Here is a 20,092-nt window from a genome sequence, read left to right as displayed (position 1 = left end):
ACATGACCAGCATCCGCACCGATTTCCCCCGCCCCACCCCCGAACAGGTCGCGGCCTTCGCGACGATCGGCGCCGCCACCGTCCATGAGGCGCTGGGCCGCCGCGGCGCCGTCGATTCGGCGATCAAGCCGATCTGGCCGGGCCTGCGCATCGTCGGGGCCGCCTTTCCGCTGAAGACCCAGCCGGGGGACAACCTGACCCTCCACGCCGCGATGAAGCTGGCCCGTCCGGGCGACGTCCTCGTGGTGGACGCCGGCGACTACCCTGAGCAGGGCTCGTTCGGCGACGTGATGGCGACCTCCGCCCAGTCGCTGGGCCTCGCCGGTCTGGTGACCAACGGCGGCGTCCGCGACGCCGCGGCGATCCGCGACATCGGCTTCCCGATCTTCTCCCGCGCCATCTCCATCAAGGGCACGGTGAAGGCGACGCTGGGGCCGATCGCCCAGCCCATCGTCGTGGGCGGCGTCACGGTCCATCCGGGCGACCTGATCGTCGGCGACGACGACGGCCTCGTCGTCGTTCCGCTGGACGAGGTCGAGGCCGTCCTGGCCGCGTCCCGAGCCCGGCTGGAGAAGGAGGAGCGGCTGCGCGCCGACCTCCAGTCCGGCAAGACCACCTGGGACATCGGCAATTATGACGCGCTCCTGGCCCAGACCGGCCAGAGCCTGCAAGCCTGAACGGGAGGAGCAGAACGATGCCTGTGAAGAAGACGACGGCTGCCGCCCCCGCCGCCGAGAGCGTGTCCTGGCTGCGCCTGCCCGCGCCGCCCCAGGACGACCGCACCGACGCCCTGTTCGAACACTCGGTGTCCGTCCGCGGCTACATCCGCAACACCCAGTCGGTGCTGGCGCACATCCCGGCGCTGGTCCTGGCGCAAGAAGCGCTCAGCCGGTCGGTGACCGTCGATTTCACCGACGGGCTGACGGGCCGCGAGCGCGAGCTGATCGCGCTCGCCGTCAGCGTGCAGAACCATTGCGAGCCTTGCGTCTGGGGGCACGCCGGCAAGCTGCGCGAGATCACCGGCGATCCCCGCTTCGTCGGGCTGGTCGAGGTGAACTACCGCCGCGCCGACCTGACGCCGCGCGAGCGGGCCATCGTCGACTACGCGGTGCTGATCACCGAGCGTCCCTGGACCATCGAACCGGCGGACCTCGACGGGCTGCGCGCGGCGGGCCTGTCGGAGCGGGAGATTTTGGAGGCCGCGGCCATCGCCGCCTACTTCAACTTCTCCAACCGGGTGAACAGCGCGCTGGGCGTCCATCCCAATCCCGAACCGTTCGACGCCAACCGCTGACGAAAGACGAAGGACGGCCATGTCCCGAGATCGGTTTCCCGCGCTTGACCGGCGCTCCTTCCTGACCGCTGCCCTGGCCGGCGCCGCCGCGACCACCCTGGCCGGGGTCGCCGCCCCGGCGGCCCGGGCCGCGGCACCCACGTCCTGGCCGACGCAGCCGGTGCGGCTGGTCGTTCCCTTCCCGCCCGGCGGTGGCACCGATCTGCTGGCCCGCGCGCTGGCCGACCGGCTGTCGAAGCTTTATCCGCAGCCCTTCGTGGTCGAGAACCGGCCCGGCGCCGGGGCGGCGGTCGGCACCGACTACGTCGCCAAGTCCACCGACGGCCACACCTTCCTGTTCGCCTCGTCGAACCATGTGACGGTGCCGGCTCTGTCCACGGCGGTGCGCTACGACATCTTCAAGGACTTCAAATCGGTGGTGCTGGTCGCCGATCAGGCCAGCGTGCTCGCCGTCGATCCGGAGCTGCCCGGCAAGGACACCGCCGAAGTCCTCGCCCACATCAAGGCCAACCCCGGCAAATACAATTACGGCACGGCGGGCATCGGGTCGGGCCAGCATCTCAGCACCGCCTTCCTCCAGCAGCTCACCGGAATCGACATCGTCCATGTGCCGCTGAAGGGCCAGGGGGAAATCATCTCGGAACTGCTGGGCAAGCGCATCCAGGCCGGATTCCTGGTGCTGTCCACCGCCCTGCCCTACTTCCGTTCTGGCCAGATCCGGCCCCTGGCCGTGGCGCTGCCGGAGCGCAGCCCCTTCGCGCCGGAGATCCCGACCTTCGGCGAAGCCGGGCTGAAGGACTTCGCCGCCCGCTCCTGGCTCGGCCTGCTGGCACCGGCGGCGACGCCGACGGCGGTCGTGGACCGGCTGCACGCCGACATCGTGGGCTTCTCCAAGGACAAGGACTATGTCGCCATCACCGAAAAGGCGGGGATGGCCCTGGTCAACGAAGGCCCCGCGGCCTTCGACGCGGAGATCGCCGCCGGCTACGCGCAGTGGAAGCAGGTGATCCAGACCGCCGGCATCAAGCCGAGTTGAGGGGAGCGATGACCGATCCGAAAATCGCCGAGGAGCTGGCCGCCTATTCCGACCGGCTGCTCGGCCTGCTCGACCCCGCCATCGTCCGCCGCGTCGCCATCGACCGGCCCGACGCCGCGGTCATCGAGCGCTATCTCGCCTTGCCCGACCTGACCTCCCAGGTCGCCGACATCCTCGACGGGCTGGGCTACGACAGCGCGGTTCCCCGGCGGCGCCTGCCGCCGCTGGAGGGGGGACGGCGCGTGGCGGGTCCCGCCGTCACGGCGCGGCAGATTCCGGCGGCGCGCGCGCCAGGATTCTCCATCGCCTCCGGCCACCGGCCGAAGGGCGGCGGCATCGACCAGATCACCCTGACCCGGCGCGGCGACGTCTTCGTCATCGACGCCGGCGGGGTGGCCGAGGCGTCGAGCTTCGGCGGCATCCTGGCCACGGCGTCGATCGCCGCAGGTCTGGCCGGCATCGTCGTCGACGGCGCGGTGCGCGACAGCGCCAGCATCAAGGCGGGCGGCCTCGCCGTCTGGTCGGCGGGCGTCACGCCGCGCACCGGCAAGCACCGGCTGGAGCTGGCGGAGTTCAACGGGCCGGTCACCATCGCCGGCGTCCAGGTTCATCCCGGCGATCTGGTGCTGGGCGACGACGACGGGCTGCTCTTCGTGCCCGCCGCGCTGATCCTGGAGGTCATCGAACGGGCGGAGGCGGCGGCCAGCCAGGAAAGCGCGCTTCTCGGCGCCCTCTCCTCCGGCGGATCGGCGCGCGAGGCCGCGGCGATCCTGCACCCCAGCAAATGGTGAGCGGCATGGTCAATCCCACTCCCATCTCCCACACCGGCATCCCCCGCATCGGGATCATCGGCTTCGGCGAGGTGGGGTCGAGCTTCGCGCGGGGCCTGATCGCCGCCGGGGCGGGCGACATCGTCGCCTACGACGCGCCGCCCGGCCCGACCGAGCGCCGCCTCGCCCTGCGCCGGGCGGACGAATTGGAACTCGCCCTCGCCTTCGATCCGGCGGCGCTCGCCGACCGGGACATCCTCATCTCCAGCGTGACGCAGGACGCGGCGGACAACGCCGCCTCCACGGTGGCTCCGCACGTCGCGGCGGACGCGATCTACGCCGACGTGAATTCACTGTCGCCGGAGGTGAAGGCCGCGGTCGGCAGGCGGCTGGACGCCGTTCCCGGACGCTTCGCCCCAGGGCGCTTCGTGGACGTGGCGATCATGGGCGCGCCGGCGTCCGACCTGCACCGCGTGCCGCTTCTGGCGGCAGGCGGGAGGGCGGAGGAACTGGCCGCGAGGCTGGCCCCCTTCGGGACCGCAATCCGCGTCGTCGGGCCGGAGCCGGGCCGGGCGGCGGCGGTGAAGATCCTGCGCAGCATCCTCACCAAAGGGCTGGAAACCCTGCTGGTCGAGGCGCTGACCGCCGCGCGGCGCCACGATGTGGAAGCGGAGGTTCTGGGCGGCTTCCTGGAGTTGTTCGAGCGGTGCCCCGCGCTCGACTTCGTCGAATTCCTGGTGCGCTCCGACACGGTCCATTCCGGGCGCCGCGCGCTGGAGGCCGCGCAGTCGGCGGACACCGTCGCCGCGGTCGGGCTGGAGCCGGCGATGAGTCGCGCGGTGGCGGCCCGCCTGTCGCAGCTCGCCGGCCTCGGTCTCAAGGAACGCCTGGGCGGGGTGCCGCCCGCATCCCTGTCCGACGCGGTGACGCTTTTCGACGAGGCGCTCGGGCGCCGGCCTTTCACGGAGCGGCCGCATGGCATCGAACATCCGCAGAATTGAGGAACTGGCGTCCGGCCTCGCGCTGGCCGCCTTGGGCGCGGCGGCCGGCGCCTTCATCGTCGCCAGCTACCCTCTGGGCACGGCGCGCCAGCTCGGGCCGGGGGCGATGCCCGCCCTGGTGGCGCTGATCCTCGTCCTGCTGGGCGGCGTCATCGCCATCCGGGGCCTGTGGGAACAGGGCCAGGACGGGGGGATCGACCCGCGCGCCGCGCTGCGGCCCGCCGGGCTGATCCTGGGGGCCATCCTGCTGTTCGGCGGGCTGGTGGATTGGCTGGGCGTCGTGCCGGCCAGCGCCATCGCGGTGGTCGGCTCGGCGCTGGCCAGCCGACGGACGCGCAAGCGGGAGATCGCTGCGCTGGCGGCGGTTCTCGCCGTCGCGGTGCCGGCCCTGTTCGTCGGGATTCTCGGCATGCCGCTGAAGATCTGGCCGACGCTGCAATGAGAGAGGATCGACCGGCGTCATGATGGATTCGCTCGGGGGGATCGCGCACGGGCTGTCGATCGCGGCCTCTCCCGCCAACCTGCTGTATTGCTTCGCCGGGGCGCTGCTCGGCACCTTCGTGGGCGTCCTGCCCGGGGTGGGGCCGCTGCTGACCATCGCGCTCCTGCTGCCCTTCACCTTCTCGCTGGAGCCGACCGGCGCGCTGATCATGCTGGCCGGCATCTATTACGGCGCCCAGTATGGCGGGTCGACCACGTCGATCCTGCTCAACATGCCGGGAGAGACCTCGTCGGTGGTGACCTGCATCGACGGGCATGCCATGGCGCGCCAGGGGCGCGGCGGTCCGGCCCTGGCGGTCGCCGCCATCGGCTCCTTCATCGCGGGCACGCTGTCGACCGGGATCGTCGCCTTCTTCGCGCCGGTCCTGGCCGGCGTCGCCATCCGCTTCGGTCCGGCCGACTATTTCTCGCTGATGGTCCTCGGGCTGGTCGGGGCCATCGTTCTGGCGCAGGGGTCCTTCGTCAAGGCGCTGGCGATGATCGTCCTCGGGCTGCTCTTCGGCCTCGTCGGAACCGACGTCAACAGCGGGGAGCAGCGCCTGACCTTCGGCATCCAGGCCCTGGCCGACGGCATCGGCTTCGTCCCGGTGGCGCTGGGCGTCTTCGGCATCGGCGAGATCATCCGCATCCTGATCGGGCAGGAGCGCGACGGCGGGCAGGTCATCCCGCACGGCTCGCTGATGCCGAGCCGGCAGGATCTGCGCGATTCCTCCGGCGCCATCGCGCGGGGATCGGTGATCGGATCGGCGCTGGGGCTGCTGCCCGGCGGCGGCGCGGCGCTGGCCGCCTTCGCCTCCTACACCGTGGAAAAGAAGCTGGCGCGCGACCCCTCGCGCTTCGGGCGCGGCGCCATCGAGGGGGTGGCGGGGCCGGAATCGGCCAACAACGCGGCGGCGCAGACCTCCTTCATTCCGCTGCTCACCCTCGGGCTGCCGTCCAACGCGGTCATGGCGCTGATGATCGGCGCACTGATGCTGCACGGCATCACCCCCGGCCCCCGCATCATGCAGGCCGAGCCGGACCTGTTCTGGGGCGTGGTCGCCAGCATGTGGATCGGCAACGCCATGCTGATCGTGCTGAACCTGCCGCTGGTCGGGCTGTGGGTGCGGCTGCTGCGCGTGCCCTACCGCTTCCTCTACCCGACCATCGTGCTGGTCAGCTGCGTCGGCGTCTATGGCGTGTCGAACAGCGCCTTCGACCTCGTGACGACGGCCGTCTTCGGGCTTCTCGGCTGGGTCCTGCAGGCCCTGCGCTTCGAGCCGGCGCCGCTGCTCCTGGGATTCGTGCTGGGGCCGATGATGGAGGAGAATCTGCGGCGCGCCATGATCCTGTCGCGCGGCGATCCGACCGTCTTCCTGCGCGAGCCGATCAGCCTCGCGCTGCTGGTTCTCACCGGCGTGCTGCTGGCCGCCATCATCCTCCCCACCGTCCGCCGGAGCCGCGAGCGCGTGTTCGCGGAATGACCGGCGGGTGGTACGGGCGCGCCCCTGGAGTCAGGGAAGTCAGGGCTGCGGTGCCGAGCCGATGAAGGCCGAGGCGCGCTCGCCCCACCGCTCATGCGGGTAGTAGTCCCAGACGGCATGGTGCTGGGTGGCCCAGTTGTCCCAGAAGACCAGGGAATTGGGGCGCCAGTGGATGCGCGTCTGGAAGGCCAGGTTCTTTTCGATGTGGCGGAACAGCAGGCCCAGGACGGCGTCGCTCTCGGTGCGCGTCAGCTGGACGATGTGGCTGGTGAAGGCCTCGTTGACGAACAGGTACTTGCGCCCGGTCAGATGATGGCGCGCCACCACCGGGTGCTCGGTGGACGGAAAGGTCTGGCCCGGCTGCGGCGTGGCGCCATAGCCCGCCGTCCAGGCCTTGCCGCCGTCATGGACGGCGGTCAGGCCGTCGAGCAGCGCCTTGACCTTCTCCGACAGCGAGTCGTAGGCGAGATACATGTTGGCGAAGGCGGTGTCGCCGCCGATCTCCGGCTGCCGGGTGACCCGCAGGAAGGAGCCCCAGATGGGTTCGGGATCGCAGGTCACGTCGGCATGCCACGCGTCGCCGGCGGTGTAGCGGGCTTCGGGGCCGGTGCGCCAGGCCAGGATCTCCGGATCGTGGTCGTTCGACGACAGTTGCCGGGCGCCCCCCAGCACATGGCGGTGCAGCGTGCCAAAGTGGCGGGCGAAGCGCTTGTGGTCCTCCGCGGTGATCTCCTGGTCGCGGAACACCAGCACCAGATGGTCGGCGATGGCCTTGCGGATGTCGGCCAACTGCGCGTCGCTCAGCGGTTTGGACAGGTCCACGCCCTCGACCTCGGCGCCCAGGATGGGCGACAGCGGGCGCACCGCGATGCTGTCGTAGCTCGGCCGTTCGCGGCGGTTCCAGTCGGCGATGGCGGTCTTATCGTGGAAGTCGCGATAGAAGCTCATGATTCTCCTCTCAGATTTCATAGGCGAACGGAAGCTCCGCCGCGGTGAAGAACTCGCGGTGGATTTCCTTGCGCAGAGCGATGAAGTCGGGGCTCGACCGGTCGCGCGGGCGCGGCAGTCGGACCGGCAGCCTCTTGCGGATGGTGCCGGGACGCGACGACATGACCACCACCTCGTCGCCCAGGAAGACGGCCTCGTCGATGTCGTGGGTGACCAGGATCATGGTCGTGCGCTGCGCCTCCCAGATGCGCAGGATCTCCTGCTGCATCTGGATCCGGGTCAGGGCGTCCAGCGCGCCGAACGGTTCGTCCAGCAGCAGCACCCGCGGCTGGTTGACGAGCGCGCGGGCGATGGCGACGCGCTGGGCCATGCCGCCCGAGAGCTGGTGCGGGTGGGCCTTGGCGAAGCCCTCCAGCCCGACCAGCTCCAGATGCTCCCGCACCCGCCGGGCGACCTCCGCCCTGGGCAGGTTCTTCAGCCCGAAGGCGATGTTCTGCTCGACCGTCAGCCAGGGCAGCAGGCGGTGCTCCTGGAAGATCACCCCGCGGTCGAGGCCGGGACCGCCGATGGGCCGTCCGTCGAGCGTGACGGACCCGTCATAGCTGGTCTCCAGACCGGCGATGATGCGCAGAAGCGTGCTCTTGCCGCAGCCGGAACTGCCGACGATGCTGACGAAGCTCCCGCCCGGAACGTCGAGCCGGATGTCGCTGAGCGCCTGGACCGTTTCGGTCCTGAGCGGGCCGGTCTTCAGCGTGAAGGTCTTGGACAGCGGGCCGATGCGCAGGCTGGCGGCCCGGTCGGCGGCCCGATCGGCGCCCGCCTTGCGGGCAGCGGTGGCAACCATGGCGGTCAGCTCCCCGAGAAGGTGGATTTCCAGGTGATCAGGCGGCGTTCGGCGGCGCGCAGCACGACGTCGAGCAGCTTGCCCATGGCGCCGATGGTGATCATGCCGACCAGAACCTGATCGGTCTGGCTCATCTGCCGGGCGTCCATGATGAGGTAGCCGAGGCCCGACGAGGCGGCGATCAGCTCGGCGGCGACCACGCAGATCCAGGCCACCATCAGCCCGACGCGCAGGCCGGTCATGATGTTCGGCAGCGCCCCCGGCAGGACGACCTGGAGAATGAAGCGGCGGCGTGAGACCTCCAGCACGCGCGCCAGTTCGACATGGCGGTGGTCGGTCTGGCGGATGCCGTCGATGGTGTTGACGAGGATGGGAAAGATGGCGCCGAGGAAGATGATGTAGACCTTCCCCGCCTCGCCGATGCCGAACCACAGGATGGCCAGCGGAATCCAGGCGATCGGCGGGATCGGCTTGGTCAACTGGATGATCAGGTCGGTCAGCCGGTCCAGCGTCCGCGACAGGCCGATCCCGATGCCCAGCGGCAGGCCGACCAGAGCGGCGATAGCGAACCCCTCCAGCACGCGCAGCAGGCTGACGCCCAGGTGGCGGAACAGGTCGCCGCTGGCTGCCAGATCGACGAAGGCCTTGCCCACCCTGGTCGGCGGCGGCAGCAGGATGGGGCGGATGTAGCCCAGCTCGAACGCGGCCTGCCACGCCGCCAGCAGCGCCACGGGAAGCGCCACATACAGCGCCGCCCGCCCCAGCACCCCCGGCAGGACGCCGGCCAGGGCACCCAGGCGGGAGCGCGCGGCCCCCGCCGTCAGCCCGGCCCGTTGCGCGGAAGGCGCATCGGAAGCCAGTCCGGCGCTCATTTCAGCCCCGCCTCGTCCGCCGGCTTGCGGTTGAAGAAGGCGTCCACGTCCACCGCCGTCTTGATCAGGCCGTGGGCGCGCATGAACTGCTCGGTCTTCTTGACCTCGGCCACGTCGTCGTCGTGGATGGCCGGGTCGTAGTTCATCCGTTGCAGGACCTGGACCAGCAGGTCGGGGGCCAGATTGACGTCGCCGCTGATGAGTTCGGCGGCCTCCTTGGGATTGGCGGTGATGAACTCCGACGCGCGCTTGTAAGCCGTCAACAGCGCCTTCGCCTGCTCGGGCCGGTTCTTGAGGAAGCCGTTGTCGGCGACGATCAGCAGCAGCCCCTTCTTGATGCCAGTGCCGTCTGCCAGCACGCGGACCGCCTTCTGCGATTCGAAGCGGGTCAGGATCGGCTCCCACACCGCGCCGGCGTCGATGGTGCCGGCGACGATGGCCGGCGGGATCTCCGCCACCGGCAGGTTGATCAGCTCGACGTCGCTGAGCGTCAGGCCGCCCTGCTCCAGCACCAGCGCCAGCAGATGGTGGGCGTAGGACCCCTTGGTCACCGCCACCTTCCTGCCCTTCAGCTCCTTGGGCGAGGCGATGGGGGAGTCGCCGCCGACGATGACCGCCAAGCTCTTCGGACCGTCCGAGGTCAGGGCGATGGCGCTGGTGTCCAGCCCCGCCGCCTTGCCGACCAACGCCGGGGTGTCGCCGACGAAGCCCACATCCTGCTGCCCGGCGGCGAAGGATTCGTTGATCGGCGGACCGGCGGGGAAGAGCGACCATTTGACGGCGGCGTTCGGCGCCACCTTGGCCAGCTCCTCGTCCAGCCACTTCTTCTGCTTGGCGACGAACAGGGGCGCATAGAGGGGAAAGGGCTGCGCGGCGATGCGCAGATCGTCGGCAGCGGCGGAGGTGGTGGCGGTTCCGGCCAGCCCGAGGCCGATGGCGGCCGCGACGGCCAAGGCGACAAATCTGGAAACGGCCATGGTCGATACCTCGCTTCATGCTCGGGTTTGGGATCGGGGTTCGCTGGCCGGGTCGCGCATCGCCGCTACCAGGATCCCCTGTTTTCCCTATTCATATTGTGGTTGTTCCTATTTCATTTAACACACATTGGTGTCAAGCCACCCTGATACCGACGCGGAGTTTTTGTGTAATTTTTTCCGACTAGGATCAAATTTTCTTGTTGATTGATCTATATCAACGAGCAAAGCTTATTTGCCTACTTGAATTATGGATTATTCACGGTGGGCACTCCGCTCCGCTGCCTTGGCCGAAGGACGATCCAATGACGACGAAATCCCCTCATGCCGATGGCTTCCGCCGCTTTACGCTGACGCCCTACAACCCCTTCATCGGTGCCGTGGTTGACGGAATCGACCTCAGGGAGACCACCGGTGAGGAGGTTCGTGCCGACCTGCGCCGGGCACTGGCCGAGTATGGCGTGCTGTTCTTCCGCGGCCAGACGCTGAGCCCGGAGCGGCAGGTCGATGTCGCCCGGATTTTCGGCGATCCCGACAAGGCCAAAGCCTATTTCAAGCGCCACGACTCGAACCGGCTCGTCGAACTGATCGAGTTCAAGCCGGGGCAGCCGGGGTACGGCACCGATCAATGGCACTCCGACATCACCTTTTCCGCCAACCCGCCCACCGGCACGGTCCTGCACGCGCGCGACGTGCCGTCCGTCGGCGGCGACACCGCCTGGGCCAGCGGAACCTATGTCTACGATCGCCTCGATCCGGCCTTGCGCGCCTATCTGGAAACGCTGGAGGCGGTGCACAGCATCGAGCACAGCGGCTGGCCCGAGTGGTTCCGCACCCAGCCCAACGGCGAAGAGCTGTACCGTCAGGCCCGCGCCGAGCATCTGCCGGTGGTGCACAAGGTCGTCCAGACCCATCCGGTCACGGGCCGCAAGCTGGTCTATGTCAGCCCGAACTTCACCCTGCGCATCCGCGGTCTGTCGCGCCAGCAGAGCGACGCGCTGCTGACCTTCCTGTTCGGGCTGTTCGAGAAGCCCGAAGCCCAGGCGCGCTGGCGCTGGCGGAACGGTGACGTGGCGATCTGGGACAACCGCGCCACCGTCCATTACGCGGTGACCGACTACACCGAGTACCGCCTGCTCCACCGGGTCACCTTCGGCGAGGACACGGCGTTCTGAGCGGAGTCCCGGCTTGCCCGACCTGGAAAGAACGAAAAACTTGTGTGGCTATCGGTCACGGTTTGGCAAACCCGGGAGCGCGCGGGCGCCCTCCCGGGCATAGGTGACCGCCGTCGCCTTGCCGTTGCCTCAGCCGGGGGCGGAGGAACCCGCGCCGAACACCCCGGCCCCAAACACCCCGGCCCCAAACACCAGCGCCACCTTGCCGGCCAGACACCCGGCCTTCGCTTCGCTCATGATGCGCGTCTCACTCGTAGCCCAGCGTGTGGGGAATCCACAGGGCGAGCTGCGGCAGGGCGGCGACCAGGGCCAGCGCCACGAACATCGCCAGGATCAGCCAGCCGACCCAGCGCACCGTCGCTTCCATGGTGGTGCCAGCGATCTTGCAGGTGACCATCAGGTTTACGGCCATCGGCGGCGTGAACTGACCGATGGCCAGCTTCATCGTCAGGATCACGCCGAACCACACCAGATCCCACTGGAAGTGGTTGGCGATGGGCACCAGGATCGGCAGCAGGATCAGGAAGGTGGACACCCCGTCCAGGAACATCCCGATCACCACCAGCACCGCAATCAGCAGCGCCAGCACGCCGTACTCGCCGATCCCCAGCGCCAGGATGCCCCGCGCCACCGGGTCGATGATGCCGAGCGTCGCGGTCGCCCAGGCGAAGACGCCGGCCAGCGCCACCACCGTCAGGATCACCCCAGACACCTCCGCCGCCTCGACCAGCAGGCCGTAGAGGTCGCCCAGGGTCAGGGTGCGGTAGACGAAGAATCCGACGAACAGGCCGTAGGCAGCGGCCACCACCGCCGCCTCGGTCGGGGTGAACAGCCCGCCGCGCAGCCCGCCGAGGATGACCACCGGGGCCATCAGCCCCCACACCGCCTCGCGGAAGGCGGGCCAGAGCGGTGGGCGCGTCTCACCGTCCCGCGCGACCTCGCCGAAGCCGTGGCGGCGCGACAGCCAGACCGCCGGAACGATCAGCGCCAGACCGGCCAGGATGCCCGGGACGATCCCGGCGGCGAACAGGGCTGGAACCGACGCCTGCGGCACCAGGATGCTGTAGACGATGAAGGCGATGGACGGCGGGATCAGGATGTCGGTCGCCGCCGCGGCGCCGATGACGCTGGCCGTGAAGGCGCGGGGATAGCCCTCCTTCAGCATGGCCGCGGTCATCACCGCACCGACCGCGGCGGAGGTCGCCGGGCCGGAGCCGGAGATGCCGCCCATGAACATCGCGACGACGATGGCGACCGCCGGCAGTGCCCCCTGTCGCTTGCCGACCACCGCCAGCGCGAAGGCGACCAGCCGCGCCGCCACCCCCGACCGTTCGAAGATCAGCCCGGTCAGGACGAACATCGGAATGGCGAGAAGCGGGTACTTCGCCACCCCGGTGTAGACCGTGGTGGACAGCGACAGGAAGCCCGACCCCTCCAGCGCGATCGCAACCGCCCCGGCGAGCGCCAGCCCCGCCCCGATGGGCACGCCGAGAAACAGCAGCAGGAAGAAGCCGGCGAACAGCAGCAGTGGGATCATGGCTCGCCGGCCCCCGCCCGCAGGATGTCCGGCCGTCGGATCACCCGCACCGCCCGCCCGAGCGCCCGCAGCGCGACCACCGCCGACAGCAGCGGAAGCCACAGCGTGTAGAGCCATTGCGGCACGCCGAGACCGGGCGAGGAAATCTCGAACCGGTACTCGTCGATGGTCATCAGCGTGCCCAGCACGACCAGCGCCCCGAACACCAGGGCCGTGACGCCCAGCGCCAGCAGTTCCGCCCGCAACCGCCCGCGCGGCCCGAACCGGTCGATCAGGAAACCGATGCGGATGTGATGGTCGCGCGCCACCGCCACCGAGGCACCCAGCAGGGTCATCACCACCATCAGGACGATGGCGTATTCCTCCGTGAAGGCCAGCGAGACGTTGGTGGTGTAGCGCGTTACCACGTTGGCGAAGGTGATCAGCCCCATCACCGCGATGGCGGCAGCGGCCAGCGCCTCTTCGATCGCAAGAGGGACGCGGGGCTTATCCGGACTAGAATCGGCGTTGGGTTCGGCCATGGCGGGTCTCAGCGGCTCTTCGCCACGGCCTCTTCGGCCTTGCGCACGAGGTCGGCGCCAACCGTCTGCGTCCATTTCTCGTAGACCGGGCGGGTCGCCTTGCGGAAGGCCTCCACATCGGTCTGCTCCGTCGTCACCACCTGCACCCCGTGGGCGGCCAGAGCGGTCAGGGCGGAGCGGTCCTCGGCGGTCAGCCCCTGGCGCGACAAAGCGGTGAATTCGGCGGCGGCCTGCACCGCCGCTTCGCGGACGAGGGCGCGGTCCTCCGGCGTCCAGCTCTCCCACACCTCCTTGTTGGCGATGAACAGCCCGGCGTCGGCGATGTAGTTCCACAGCGTCAGATGCTTCTGGTTCAGGCCGTAGAGCTTGGCGGCGAGGAACAGGCTGACCGGATTCTCCTGCCCGTCCACGGCGCCGGTGGACAGGGCGGGTTGCAGGTCGGCGAAGGTCATCTGGGTCGGGTTGGCGCCCAGCGCGGTGAAGATGTCGTTGAAGATGGGCGACCCGACAACGCGGACCTTCAGCCCCTTCAGGTCGTCCGGCGTGCGCACCGGTTTTTTCGAATTGGACAGGGCGCGGAACCCATTCTCACCCACGGCCAGCGGCACGACCTGCTTGGATTCCAGGATGCCGAACAGCGCCTTGCCCGGCTCGCCCTGGGCCACCGCGTCGAACGCCCTGCTGTCCGGGAACAGGAAGGGCAGCGAGAAGAGGTTGGCCTCCTTCACCGTCGGCGACAGGTTGATGGTGGAGTTCACCAGCAGGTCGATGGAGCCCTGGCGCAGCCCGGTGAACTCCCGCGTGTTGTCGCCGCCGACGAGGCTGGAGCCGGGATAGACCTTCACGGTGATGCGGCCCTTGGTCTTCTCGGTGACCAGATCGGCCCAGCGGTAGGCCCCCTCCGCGATGGGGATGGGGCGGCTGCCGACCACCGACAGCTTGTATTCGCTCTTGTACTCGGCGGCGTCAGCGGGCGCGGAGAGGACGGCCAGCGCGCCGAACAGGGTCAGCGCGGCGGCCAGCAGGGGGCGCGTTCTCGTCAGCATGAAGAGGAACTCCGAAGAGGGGAATGGGGTCAGGAGCGCCAGGAGACCAGACCGGCGGCCGCGGCGGCGACCGCCGGGGCGGTGATCCGGCTCGCCGGCTCCAGCGCCGGGGAATAGGGGACGGGGATGCGCGGGGCGCCCAGCCGGCGCACTGGCGCCTTCAGCGCGCCGAACAGCGCGTCGGCGACGGTCGCGGCAATCTCCGCGCCGAAGCCGGCCACCTCAACCGCCTCGTGCACCACCAGAAGCCGCCCAGTGCGGGCGACCGAATCCAGAACCGCGCCGCGGTCCCAAGGCCACAGGCTGCGCAGGTCGAGGATGTCGAGCGACACGCCCTGCGCCTCGGCCAGCGCGGCGGCCTCCTCGGCGATGCGGACGCCGCCGGACCAAGTGACGATGGTGACGTCGCGGCCCTCGCGCACGCGACGGGCGACGCCGACCGGCACCTCCCAGTCGCCATCCAGCGGCACCTCGCCCTCCGCGGGCCACAGATCCTTGTGCTCCAGATGGACCACCGGGTCGTCGGAGCGGATGGCGGCGCGCAGCAGCCCGTAATTGTCGGCGGGCGTCGCCGGGGCCAGCACGACGAGGCCTGGGATGTGGATGTACCAGGACTCCAGCGACTGCGAATGCTGGGCGGCGGAGTTGCTCCACAGCCCGACCGGCTGGCGCACCACCAGCGGCACGCGGGCCTGCCCACCGAACATGTAGCGCGCCTTGGCCGCCTGGTTGACCAGCTCGTCCACCGCGCAGAGCGCGAAGTCGGAGAAGCGCATCTCCACCACCGGACGGGTGCCGAGCAGGGCGGCCCCGACCGCACCGCCCATGATGGCGGCCTCGGAGATCGGTGTGTCGACGACGCGGTTCGGCCCGAATTCGGCCTGGAGTCCTTGATATTGGCCGAACACGCCGCCCCGGCCGATGTCCTCGCCGAGCGTCCAGACGGCGGGATCGGCGGCCAGCTCGTGGGCGAGGGCGAGGCGCGCCGCCTCGCGGTAGGTCAGGCGGCTCATTGCGGCGCTCCGATGTCCTGTACGTCGGTGAAGGCGGTGCGGAGATCCGGCCAGGGGCTGTCCAGAGCCGTGGCAAGGGCGGCGGCCAGCGCCTCGCGCTCATGACGCTCGACACGCTCCAGCGCGTCCGGCGTCACGCCGAGTTCGGCCAGCGTGGCGGCGGCGCGGCGGATCGGGTCGTTGCCGGCGAGCTGCGCCTGCACCTCCGCCGCGTCGCGGTAGGTGGCCGGGTCGCTGGAGGTGTGGCCGCGGAAACGGTAGGTGCGGGCGTGCAGGAACCGCGGCCCGCCGCCCTCGCGCACGGCGCGGACGAGGGCCGCCGCCGCCGCGTCCACCGCCGCCAGTTCGTTGCCGTCCACCACGGTGACCGGGATGCCCAGGCTTTCCGCCCGCGCGCCGGGACCGCCGCCCGCCGACACGCTGCCGGTGCGGGTGGTGGCGCCATAGCCGTTGTCCTCGCAGACGAACAGCACCGGCAGCCGGAAGGCGGCGGCCCAGTTCAACGCCTCCAGGAAGGGGCCGCGGTTGGTGGCGCCGTCGCCGAAGAAGCAGACGGCGATCCGATCCTCGCCCTTCAGCGCGATGGCGTGGGCGGCGCCGACCGCAATGGGCAGCCCGGCGGCCACGACGCCGTTGGCGCCCAGCATGCCGACCGCGAAGTCGGCGATGTGCATCGATCCGCCCTTGCCGCCGCAGGTGCCTCCCGCGCGCCCGCACAGCTCGCGGAACATGGCCAGCGGGTCGGCGCCCTTGGCGATGGTGTGGCCGTGGCCGCGGTGCGTGCTGGTCAGCACGTCGTCGGCACGCAGATTCGCCCCGACGGCGGCGGCGATGGCCTCCTGCCCGATGGACAGATGGATGTAGCCCGCCACCTGCCCGGCCTTGTGGGCCTCGTCGGCCAGCGTTTCGAAGACGCGAATCCGCTGCATCGTGGCGTACAGCCCCAGGAGCCGCTCTGCATCGGGTGCAGCGGCGTCCGAGGGCGAACTCGGTAGTGCCATGGGATGTCCGTGCCTTGATTATCTATTTCCATACTAGGTAAGTTGAGTTTATTCACACCCGCATATGCATTTCCAGAAGATTTTTGGGAAAAATCCATTAACCCGCCCATGAATATGTAAAATATGGGCGAGCGGGTTCCACGGCCTGGGCTCCGCCCTTAGCCTTCTCCGTGCGAAAGGACCAGAAACAGCCGGGCCTCCACATCGTCGGCGTTGCGGCACTGGTAGGTCCGTTCCGCCTCGAACAGGACGGCGTCGCCGGCCGCGAGACGGTGCGATCCCTTGCCGACGCACAGTTCCACGGCCCCCTCCGCCACCACCAGATTGATGCTGGCGCCGGAGGAGACGCCACCGCCGGTTTCGCAGCCCCCCGGCCGCAGGCGGATTTCAAGGAAGTCGGTCCCCCGCCCCTCCCCCGGCGGCGCGAGGGACCGCGATCGCACCAACCCATCCGGCGAGATGAAGCTGCGCGCCTGATCCTCCCGCATCAGAAGCACATCGCTCCGCCCGTCCAGCCGGGTCAGCGCCGTCAGCGTCACGTCCAGGGCACGGGCGATCTTCCACAGCACGGTGATGGTGGGGGCGCTTCGTCCCAGTTCGATCTGTCCGAGCATCGCCCGGCTGACGCCGGACAGTCGGGCCAACCGCTCCAGAGACAGGCCCTGGCGCGTGCGCAACCGTCTCAGATTGCGGCCGAGAGCGGCGGGGATCGCCGATTCCGGTGTGCTGGACGCGCAGTCGTCGTTCGCGGCGCTCACGGCTCGTTCCCTCATTGCGCAGGATAGTCCCTGCGGAAAAGGGAGAATAACGCGGATTACCTACTAATTAAATAGATTTAACAACATCTGACCGCGCCGCCCTCATATACAACAGAACCCATTCGTGCTTACCACGGAGCGAATGCCCCATCTGTGAATTGCGGTTCGTGGAAATCTTGCAGGTCGTATGAGGGTTCCAGCCAATTGCCCAAAAAACTCACGGAGATAACAGGGCGGTCCGCAGGCGAAAACGATGACGGTCGCCCGCATTATCTATTTACAAAATAGGAAATTAACATCCAGACCGCCCTGTGATCCGTCGAAACTCCTTTCGTCGCGTCTTCGCCCAATCGAACGGAGGCTTGTCTGTTATAGCGGACCAATCGACAGCCGCGCCGCTACCAATGCTTGAGGCTGCGGCGAAAGCCATGCATGGTCATATCCACCTTCGGCGGGCCGGCGCCATCCCATAGGCCGTTTCGCCGAGCCGGGTTTTCCGCTCCCGCCCATCGACCTTTCATTCCCGCGTCCGCAAACCGCCAATTCCCCGGAGTCGGTGCATGGCGCCGGCTGCCGTTTTCCTCCCGCCGCCTTTCCAAAGGAGCCGATTTTATGTCCGAAGACACCGAGCTGCGCCGAACATTGAACGAGCAGGCGGCCCGCCAGCTCGCCAACGCCACGAAGACACGGGCGCAGTGGTCGGGCATAACGCCGCGCTGGCTGGTGTCCTTCCTGCCCTGGACCCCGGTGGAGGCCGGCATCTACCGCCTGAACCGGGTCGTCGATCCCCAGGGGCAGGTGCGGACCGAGGTGGAGTGCAGCCCGCGCAACGACGCCGATCTACCGGAAACCTTCGTCCCCTACGACGAGAACCCGCGGGAATATTCGCTAAACGCGGTCACCACCGTTCTCGACGTGCAGACCCGCGTCTCCGACCTCTACAGCCACCCGATCGACCAGATTCAGGAGCAGCTGCGCCTGCTGATTGAAAAGGTGAAGGAGCGCCAGGAGAGCGAGCTGATCAACAACGCCGAATACGGCCTGCTGACCAACGCCCCCCCCGGCCAGCGCATCAAGACGCGCAAGGGCCAGCCCACACCCGACGATCTGGACGAGCTGATCGCCAAGGTGTGGAAGGAGCCGGCCTTCTTCCTGGCCCACCCGCGCGCCATCGCCGCCTTCGGGCGCGAATGCACCCGCCGCGGCGTTCCGCCGCCCACGGTCACTCTGCACGGCTCGCCCTTCCTGACTTGGCGCGGTTTGCCGCTGATCCCCAGCGACAAGCTGCACGTCACGCCCGAAGGCCGCACCAGCATCCTCCTGCTGCGCACCGGCGAGGCGAAGCAGGGCGTGATCGGCCTGTTCCAACCCGGCGTCCCCGGCGAGGTGGCGCCCAGCCTGTCGGTCCGCTTCATGGGGATCAACCGCAAGGCCATCGCCTCGTACCTGATCTCGCTCTACTGCTCGGCCGCGATCCTGACCGAGGATGCCATCGGCGTGCTGGAGGATGTCCATGTCGGCAACTACTATGACTACGCCTGACGCCGCCGCCCTGACCCCGCCGCCACCGGCGGCGGGGTTCGGCGGGCCGGAGGCGGGATTGCCGGACATCGCTCTGATCGGGCGTCTCGCGAACCAGTTCTTCCAGGCACTTCCCTCCGGCCCGGCGCCCGCCGTGGCCTCGCCGTCCGGGCTGTCGGCGGCGCAGGCGCCGGGACCGCTGCCCGCGGCGCCGCAGCCGGGTCCGGTGGCCAACCCGTCCATCTCCCCCGCCCCCTCACTCCGACCCACGGCGCCCGCCGTGCCATCGGCGACCGGTGACGGCGGGCTGGGGTCGATCCTGCATTCGCTGGGCGGTGCCTTGTCGCTGGTCCCGCCACTGCCGGGTGCTGCCACGGTTCCCTCCACGCCGGTCGCGGGCGCTCCGCCCCTGCCCTCCGGCGCGCCCTATTTCCTCGACGGCGGGCGCGACGCGGCGGCCGGTCGCGGCGCCACAGCGCCCTCTGCCACCGTACCCTCCGCCCCCGGCCTTCTGGTGGAGGTCGGCGCCCTGTCGGTGCAGCTCCGCGCCGAGCAGGTGCCGGATCTGCCACTGCCCGCCAGCCCGGCCTTCGACCCGCGCGCCACGCGCCGCGACTTCCCGATCCTGAACCAGACGGTGCACGGCAAGCCGCTGATCTGGCTGGACAACGCCGCCACCACGCAGAAGCCGCAGGCGGTGATCGACCGGCTCGCCCGCTTCTACGCGGAGGAGAATTCCAACATTCACCGCGCCGCCCACGCGCTGGCCGCCCGCGCCACCGACGCCTATGAGGAGGCCCGCGAGAAGGCCCGCCGCTTCGTCGGGGCCGCCGACACGGGCGAGATCGTCTTCGTCCGCGGCGCGACCGAGGCGATCAACCTCGTCGCCAAGGCGTGGGGCCGCCAGCACATCCGCGAGGGCGACGAGATCGTCGTCACTTGGCTGGAGCATCACGCCAACATCGTGCCCTGGCAGCAGCTCTGCGCCGAGACCGGGGCGCGGCTGCGGGTGGTTCCGGTGGACGAGGACGGTCAGATCCGGCTGGACGAATACGCCCGGCTGCTGAACCCGCGCACCCGTCTGGTGTCGCTGACGCTGGTGTCCAACGCGCTCGGCACGGTGACCCCGGCGGCGGAGATGGTGGCGATGGCGCGCTCCGCCGGGGCGGTCACGCTGGTGGACGGCGCGCAGGCGGTGTCGCACATGCCGGTGAACATGCAGGCCCTGGGCTGCGACTTCTTCGTGCTGTCCGGCCACAAGATGTTTGGCCCGACCGGCATCGGCCTGCTCTACGGCCGGCGGGAGGTGCTGGAGGGCATGCAGCCCTGGCAGGGCGGCGGCAACATGATCGCCGACGTGACCTTCGAGAAGACCGTCTACCAGCCCGCCCCCATGCGGTTCGAGGCCGGGACTGGCAACATCGCCGACGCCGTGGGGCTGGGGGCCGCCATCGACTATCTCGAGCGCATCGGCATGCCGGTCATCGCCGCCTACGAGCATTCCCTGCTGGAGTACGCCACAGCCGGCCTGTCGACCGTTCCCGGCCTGCGGCTGATCGGCACGGCGCGCGAGAAGGCCGGCGTCCTCTCCTTCGTTCTCGACGGCTGCCGGACGGAGGAGGTGGGGCGGGCGCTGGACCGGGAGGGCATCGCGGTGCGCTCCGGCCATCACTGCGCGCAGCCGATCCTGCGGCGCTTCGGGGTGGAGAGCACGGTGCGTCCGTCGCTGGCCTTCTACAACACCTGCGAGGATCTGGACGCGCTGACCGCCGCCCTGCACCGCATCCGCCACACGCTCGCCCGGCGCGGCCACTGAC

At 69.5% G+C, this 20,092-nt stretch carries 20 protein-coding genes; 10 read left to right on the top strand and 10 right to left on the bottom strand.

The genetic code is table 11. The features are described from left to right. The first annotated feature begins 2 nt into the window (after positions 1-2). From ACWPN7_RS29145 to ACWPN7_RS29115, 7 genes are read left to right on the top strand one after another with little or no spacing between them, the layout of a single operon-like run. Positions 3-677 (top strand): 4-carboxy-4-hydroxy-2-oxoadipate aldolase/oxaloacetate decarboxylase, encoded by a 675-nt coding sequence (locus tag ACWPN7_RS29145; RefSeq protein WP_114859218.1) that lies wholly within the window; start codon positions 3-5, stop codon positions 675-677. A 17-nt stretch (positions 678-694) separates the two neighbouring features. Next, the gene (locus ACWPN7_RS29140; RefSeq protein WP_459197417.1) at positions 695-1,294 is read left to right on the top strand and encodes a peroxidase-related enzyme; all 600 of its coding nucleotides are present in this window, start codon (positions 695-697) and stop codon (positions 1,292-1,294) included. Between the two features lie 19 nt (positions 1,295-1,313). Further along, complete coding sequence (locus ACWPN7_RS29135) at positions 1,314-2,330, top strand: Bug family tripartite tricarboxylate transporter substrate binding protein (RefSeq protein ID WP_459197418.1); 1,017 nt, start codon at positions 1,314-1,316, stop codon at positions 2,328-2,330. Positions 2,331-2,338: 8 nt separating this feature from the next. Then, complete coding sequence (locus ACWPN7_RS29130; protein ID WP_149650700.1) at positions 2,339-3,121, top strand: RraA family protein; 783 nt, start codon at positions 2,339-2,341, stop codon at positions 3,119-3,121. 5 nt (positions 3,122-3,126) lie between these two features. Further along, a complete protein-coding gene (locus ACWPN7_RS29125; RefSeq protein ID WP_492273545.1) occupies positions 3,127-4,101 on the top strand; it encodes a DUF1932 domain-containing protein in 975 nt (324 codons plus the stop codon). Beyond that, positions 4,076-4,543 (top strand): tripartite tricarboxylate transporter TctB family protein, encoded by a 468-nt coding sequence (locus ACWPN7_RS29120; protein WP_456529612.1) that lies wholly within the window; start codon positions 4,076-4,078, stop codon positions 4,541-4,543. The genes ACWPN7_RS29125 and ACWPN7_RS29120 overlap by 26 nt, the downstream gene beginning before the upstream one ends. A gap of 19 nt (positions 4,544-4,562) precedes the next feature. Further along, positions 4,563-6,065, top strand: a complete 1,503-nt coding sequence (locus tag ACWPN7_RS29115; RefSeq protein ID WP_014242385.1) for a tripartite tricarboxylate transporter permease — start codon at positions 4,563-4,565, stop codon at positions 6,063-6,065. A 39-nt stretch (positions 6,066-6,104) separates the two neighbouring features. Here the strand turns inward: ACWPN7_RS29115 and ACWPN7_RS29110 are convergent, their stop codons facing one another. The 4 genes from ACWPN7_RS29110 to ACWPN7_RS29095 are packed head-to-tail and all read right to left on the bottom strand — an operon-like array spanning position 6,105 to position 9,706. Next, complete coding sequence (locus ACWPN7_RS29110) at positions 6,105-7,013, bottom strand: TauD/TfdA dioxygenase family protein (RefSeq protein WP_459197420.1); 909 nt, start codon at positions 7,011-7,013, stop codon at positions 6,105-6,107. A 10-nt stretch (positions 7,014-7,023) separates the two neighbouring features. Further along, on the bottom strand, positions 7,024-7,857 hold the full coding sequence (locus ACWPN7_RS29105; protein ID WP_456522909.1) for an ABC transporter ATP-binding protein: 834 nt from the start codon (positions 7,855-7,857) through the stop codon (positions 7,024-7,026). Between the two features lie 5 nt (positions 7,858-7,862). Further along, positions 7,863-8,729 (bottom strand): ABC transporter permease, encoded by an 867-nt coding sequence (locus tag ACWPN7_RS29100; RefSeq protein ID WP_456522908.1) that lies wholly within the window; start codon positions 8,727-8,729, stop codon positions 7,863-7,865. After that, on the bottom strand, positions 8,726-9,706 hold the full coding sequence (locus ACWPN7_RS29095) for an aliphatic sulfonate ABC transporter substrate-binding protein (protein ID WP_459197421.1): 981 nt from the start codon (positions 9,704-9,706) through the stop codon (positions 8,726-8,728). The genes ACWPN7_RS29100 and ACWPN7_RS29095 overlap by 4 nt, the downstream gene beginning before the upstream one ends. Before the next feature lie 302 nt (positions 9,707-10,008). On the opposite strand from ACWPN7_RS29095, the gene ACWPN7_RS29090 reads away from it, so the two are divergent. Continuing rightward, complete coding sequence (locus ACWPN7_RS29090) at positions 10,009-10,878, top strand: TauD/TfdA dioxygenase family protein (protein WP_051658529.1); 870 nt, start codon at positions 10,009-10,011, stop codon at positions 10,876-10,878. 247 nt (positions 10,879-11,125) lie between these two features. Here the strand turns inward: ACWPN7_RS29090 and ACWPN7_RS29085 are convergent, their stop codons facing one another. From ACWPN7_RS29085 to ACWPN7_RS29060, 6 genes are all read right to left on the bottom strand, one after another. Next, the gene (locus ACWPN7_RS29085) at positions 11,126-12,415 is read right to left on the bottom strand and encodes a TRAP transporter large permease (RefSeq protein ID WP_407824603.1); all 1,290 of its coding nucleotides are present in this window, start codon (positions 12,413-12,415) and stop codon (positions 11,126-11,128) included. Beyond that, positions 12,412-12,936, bottom strand: coding sequence for a TRAP transporter small permease (locus ACWPN7_RS29080; RefSeq protein WP_040136784.1), 525 nt, complete (start codon positions 12,934-12,936; stop codon positions 12,412-12,414). The genes ACWPN7_RS29085 and ACWPN7_RS29080 overlap by 4 nt, the downstream gene beginning before the upstream one ends. 8 nt (positions 12,937-12,944) lie before the next feature. Further along, a complete protein-coding gene (locus tag ACWPN7_RS29075; protein WP_200475727.1) occupies positions 12,945-13,982 on the bottom strand; it encodes a DctP family TRAP transporter solute-binding subunit in 1,038 nt (345 codons plus the stop codon). A gap of 29 nt (positions 13,983-14,011) precedes the next feature. Beyond that, entirely contained in the window at positions 14,012-14,995 is a 984-nt protein-coding gene (locus ACWPN7_RS29070) for an alpha-ketoacid dehydrogenase subunit beta (RefSeq protein WP_459197422.1), read from the bottom strand. After that, positions 14,992-15,996, bottom strand: a complete 1,005-nt coding sequence (locus tag ACWPN7_RS29065; RefSeq protein WP_201041881.1) for a thiamine pyrophosphate-dependent dehydrogenase E1 component subunit alpha — start codon at positions 15,994-15,996, stop codon at positions 14,992-14,994. The genes ACWPN7_RS29070 and ACWPN7_RS29065 overlap by 4 nt, the downstream gene beginning before the upstream one ends. Positions 15,997-16,154: 158 nt before the next feature. Then, entirely contained in the window at positions 16,155-16,754 is a 600-nt protein-coding gene (locus ACWPN7_RS29060; protein ID WP_051658531.1) for a helix-turn-helix domain-containing protein, read from the bottom strand. A 612-nt stretch (positions 16,755-17,366) separates the two neighbouring features. Here ACWPN7_RS29060 and ACWPN7_RS29055 point away from each other — a divergent pair. Both ACWPN7_RS29055 and ACWPN7_RS29050 read left to right on the top strand, forming a co-directional pair. Then, positions 17,367-18,296 (top strand): family 2A encapsulin nanocompartment shell protein, encoded by a 930-nt coding sequence (locus ACWPN7_RS29055; RefSeq protein ID WP_459197423.1) that lies wholly within the window; start codon positions 17,367-17,369, stop codon positions 18,294-18,296. Further along, positions 18,283-20,091, top strand: a complete 1,809-nt coding sequence (locus tag ACWPN7_RS29050) for a family 2A encapsulin nanocompartment cargo protein cysteine desulfurase (RefSeq protein ID WP_459197424.1) — start codon at positions 18,283-18,285, stop codon at positions 20,089-20,091. The genes ACWPN7_RS29055 and ACWPN7_RS29050 overlap by 14 nt, the downstream gene beginning before the upstream one ends. Position 20,092 lies beyond the last annotated feature (1 nt).

The sequence above is a fragment of the Azospirillum sp. UENF 312511 genome (assembly GCF_058780635.1).
This window is presented reverse-complemented; position numbering and strand designations above follow the sequence as displayed.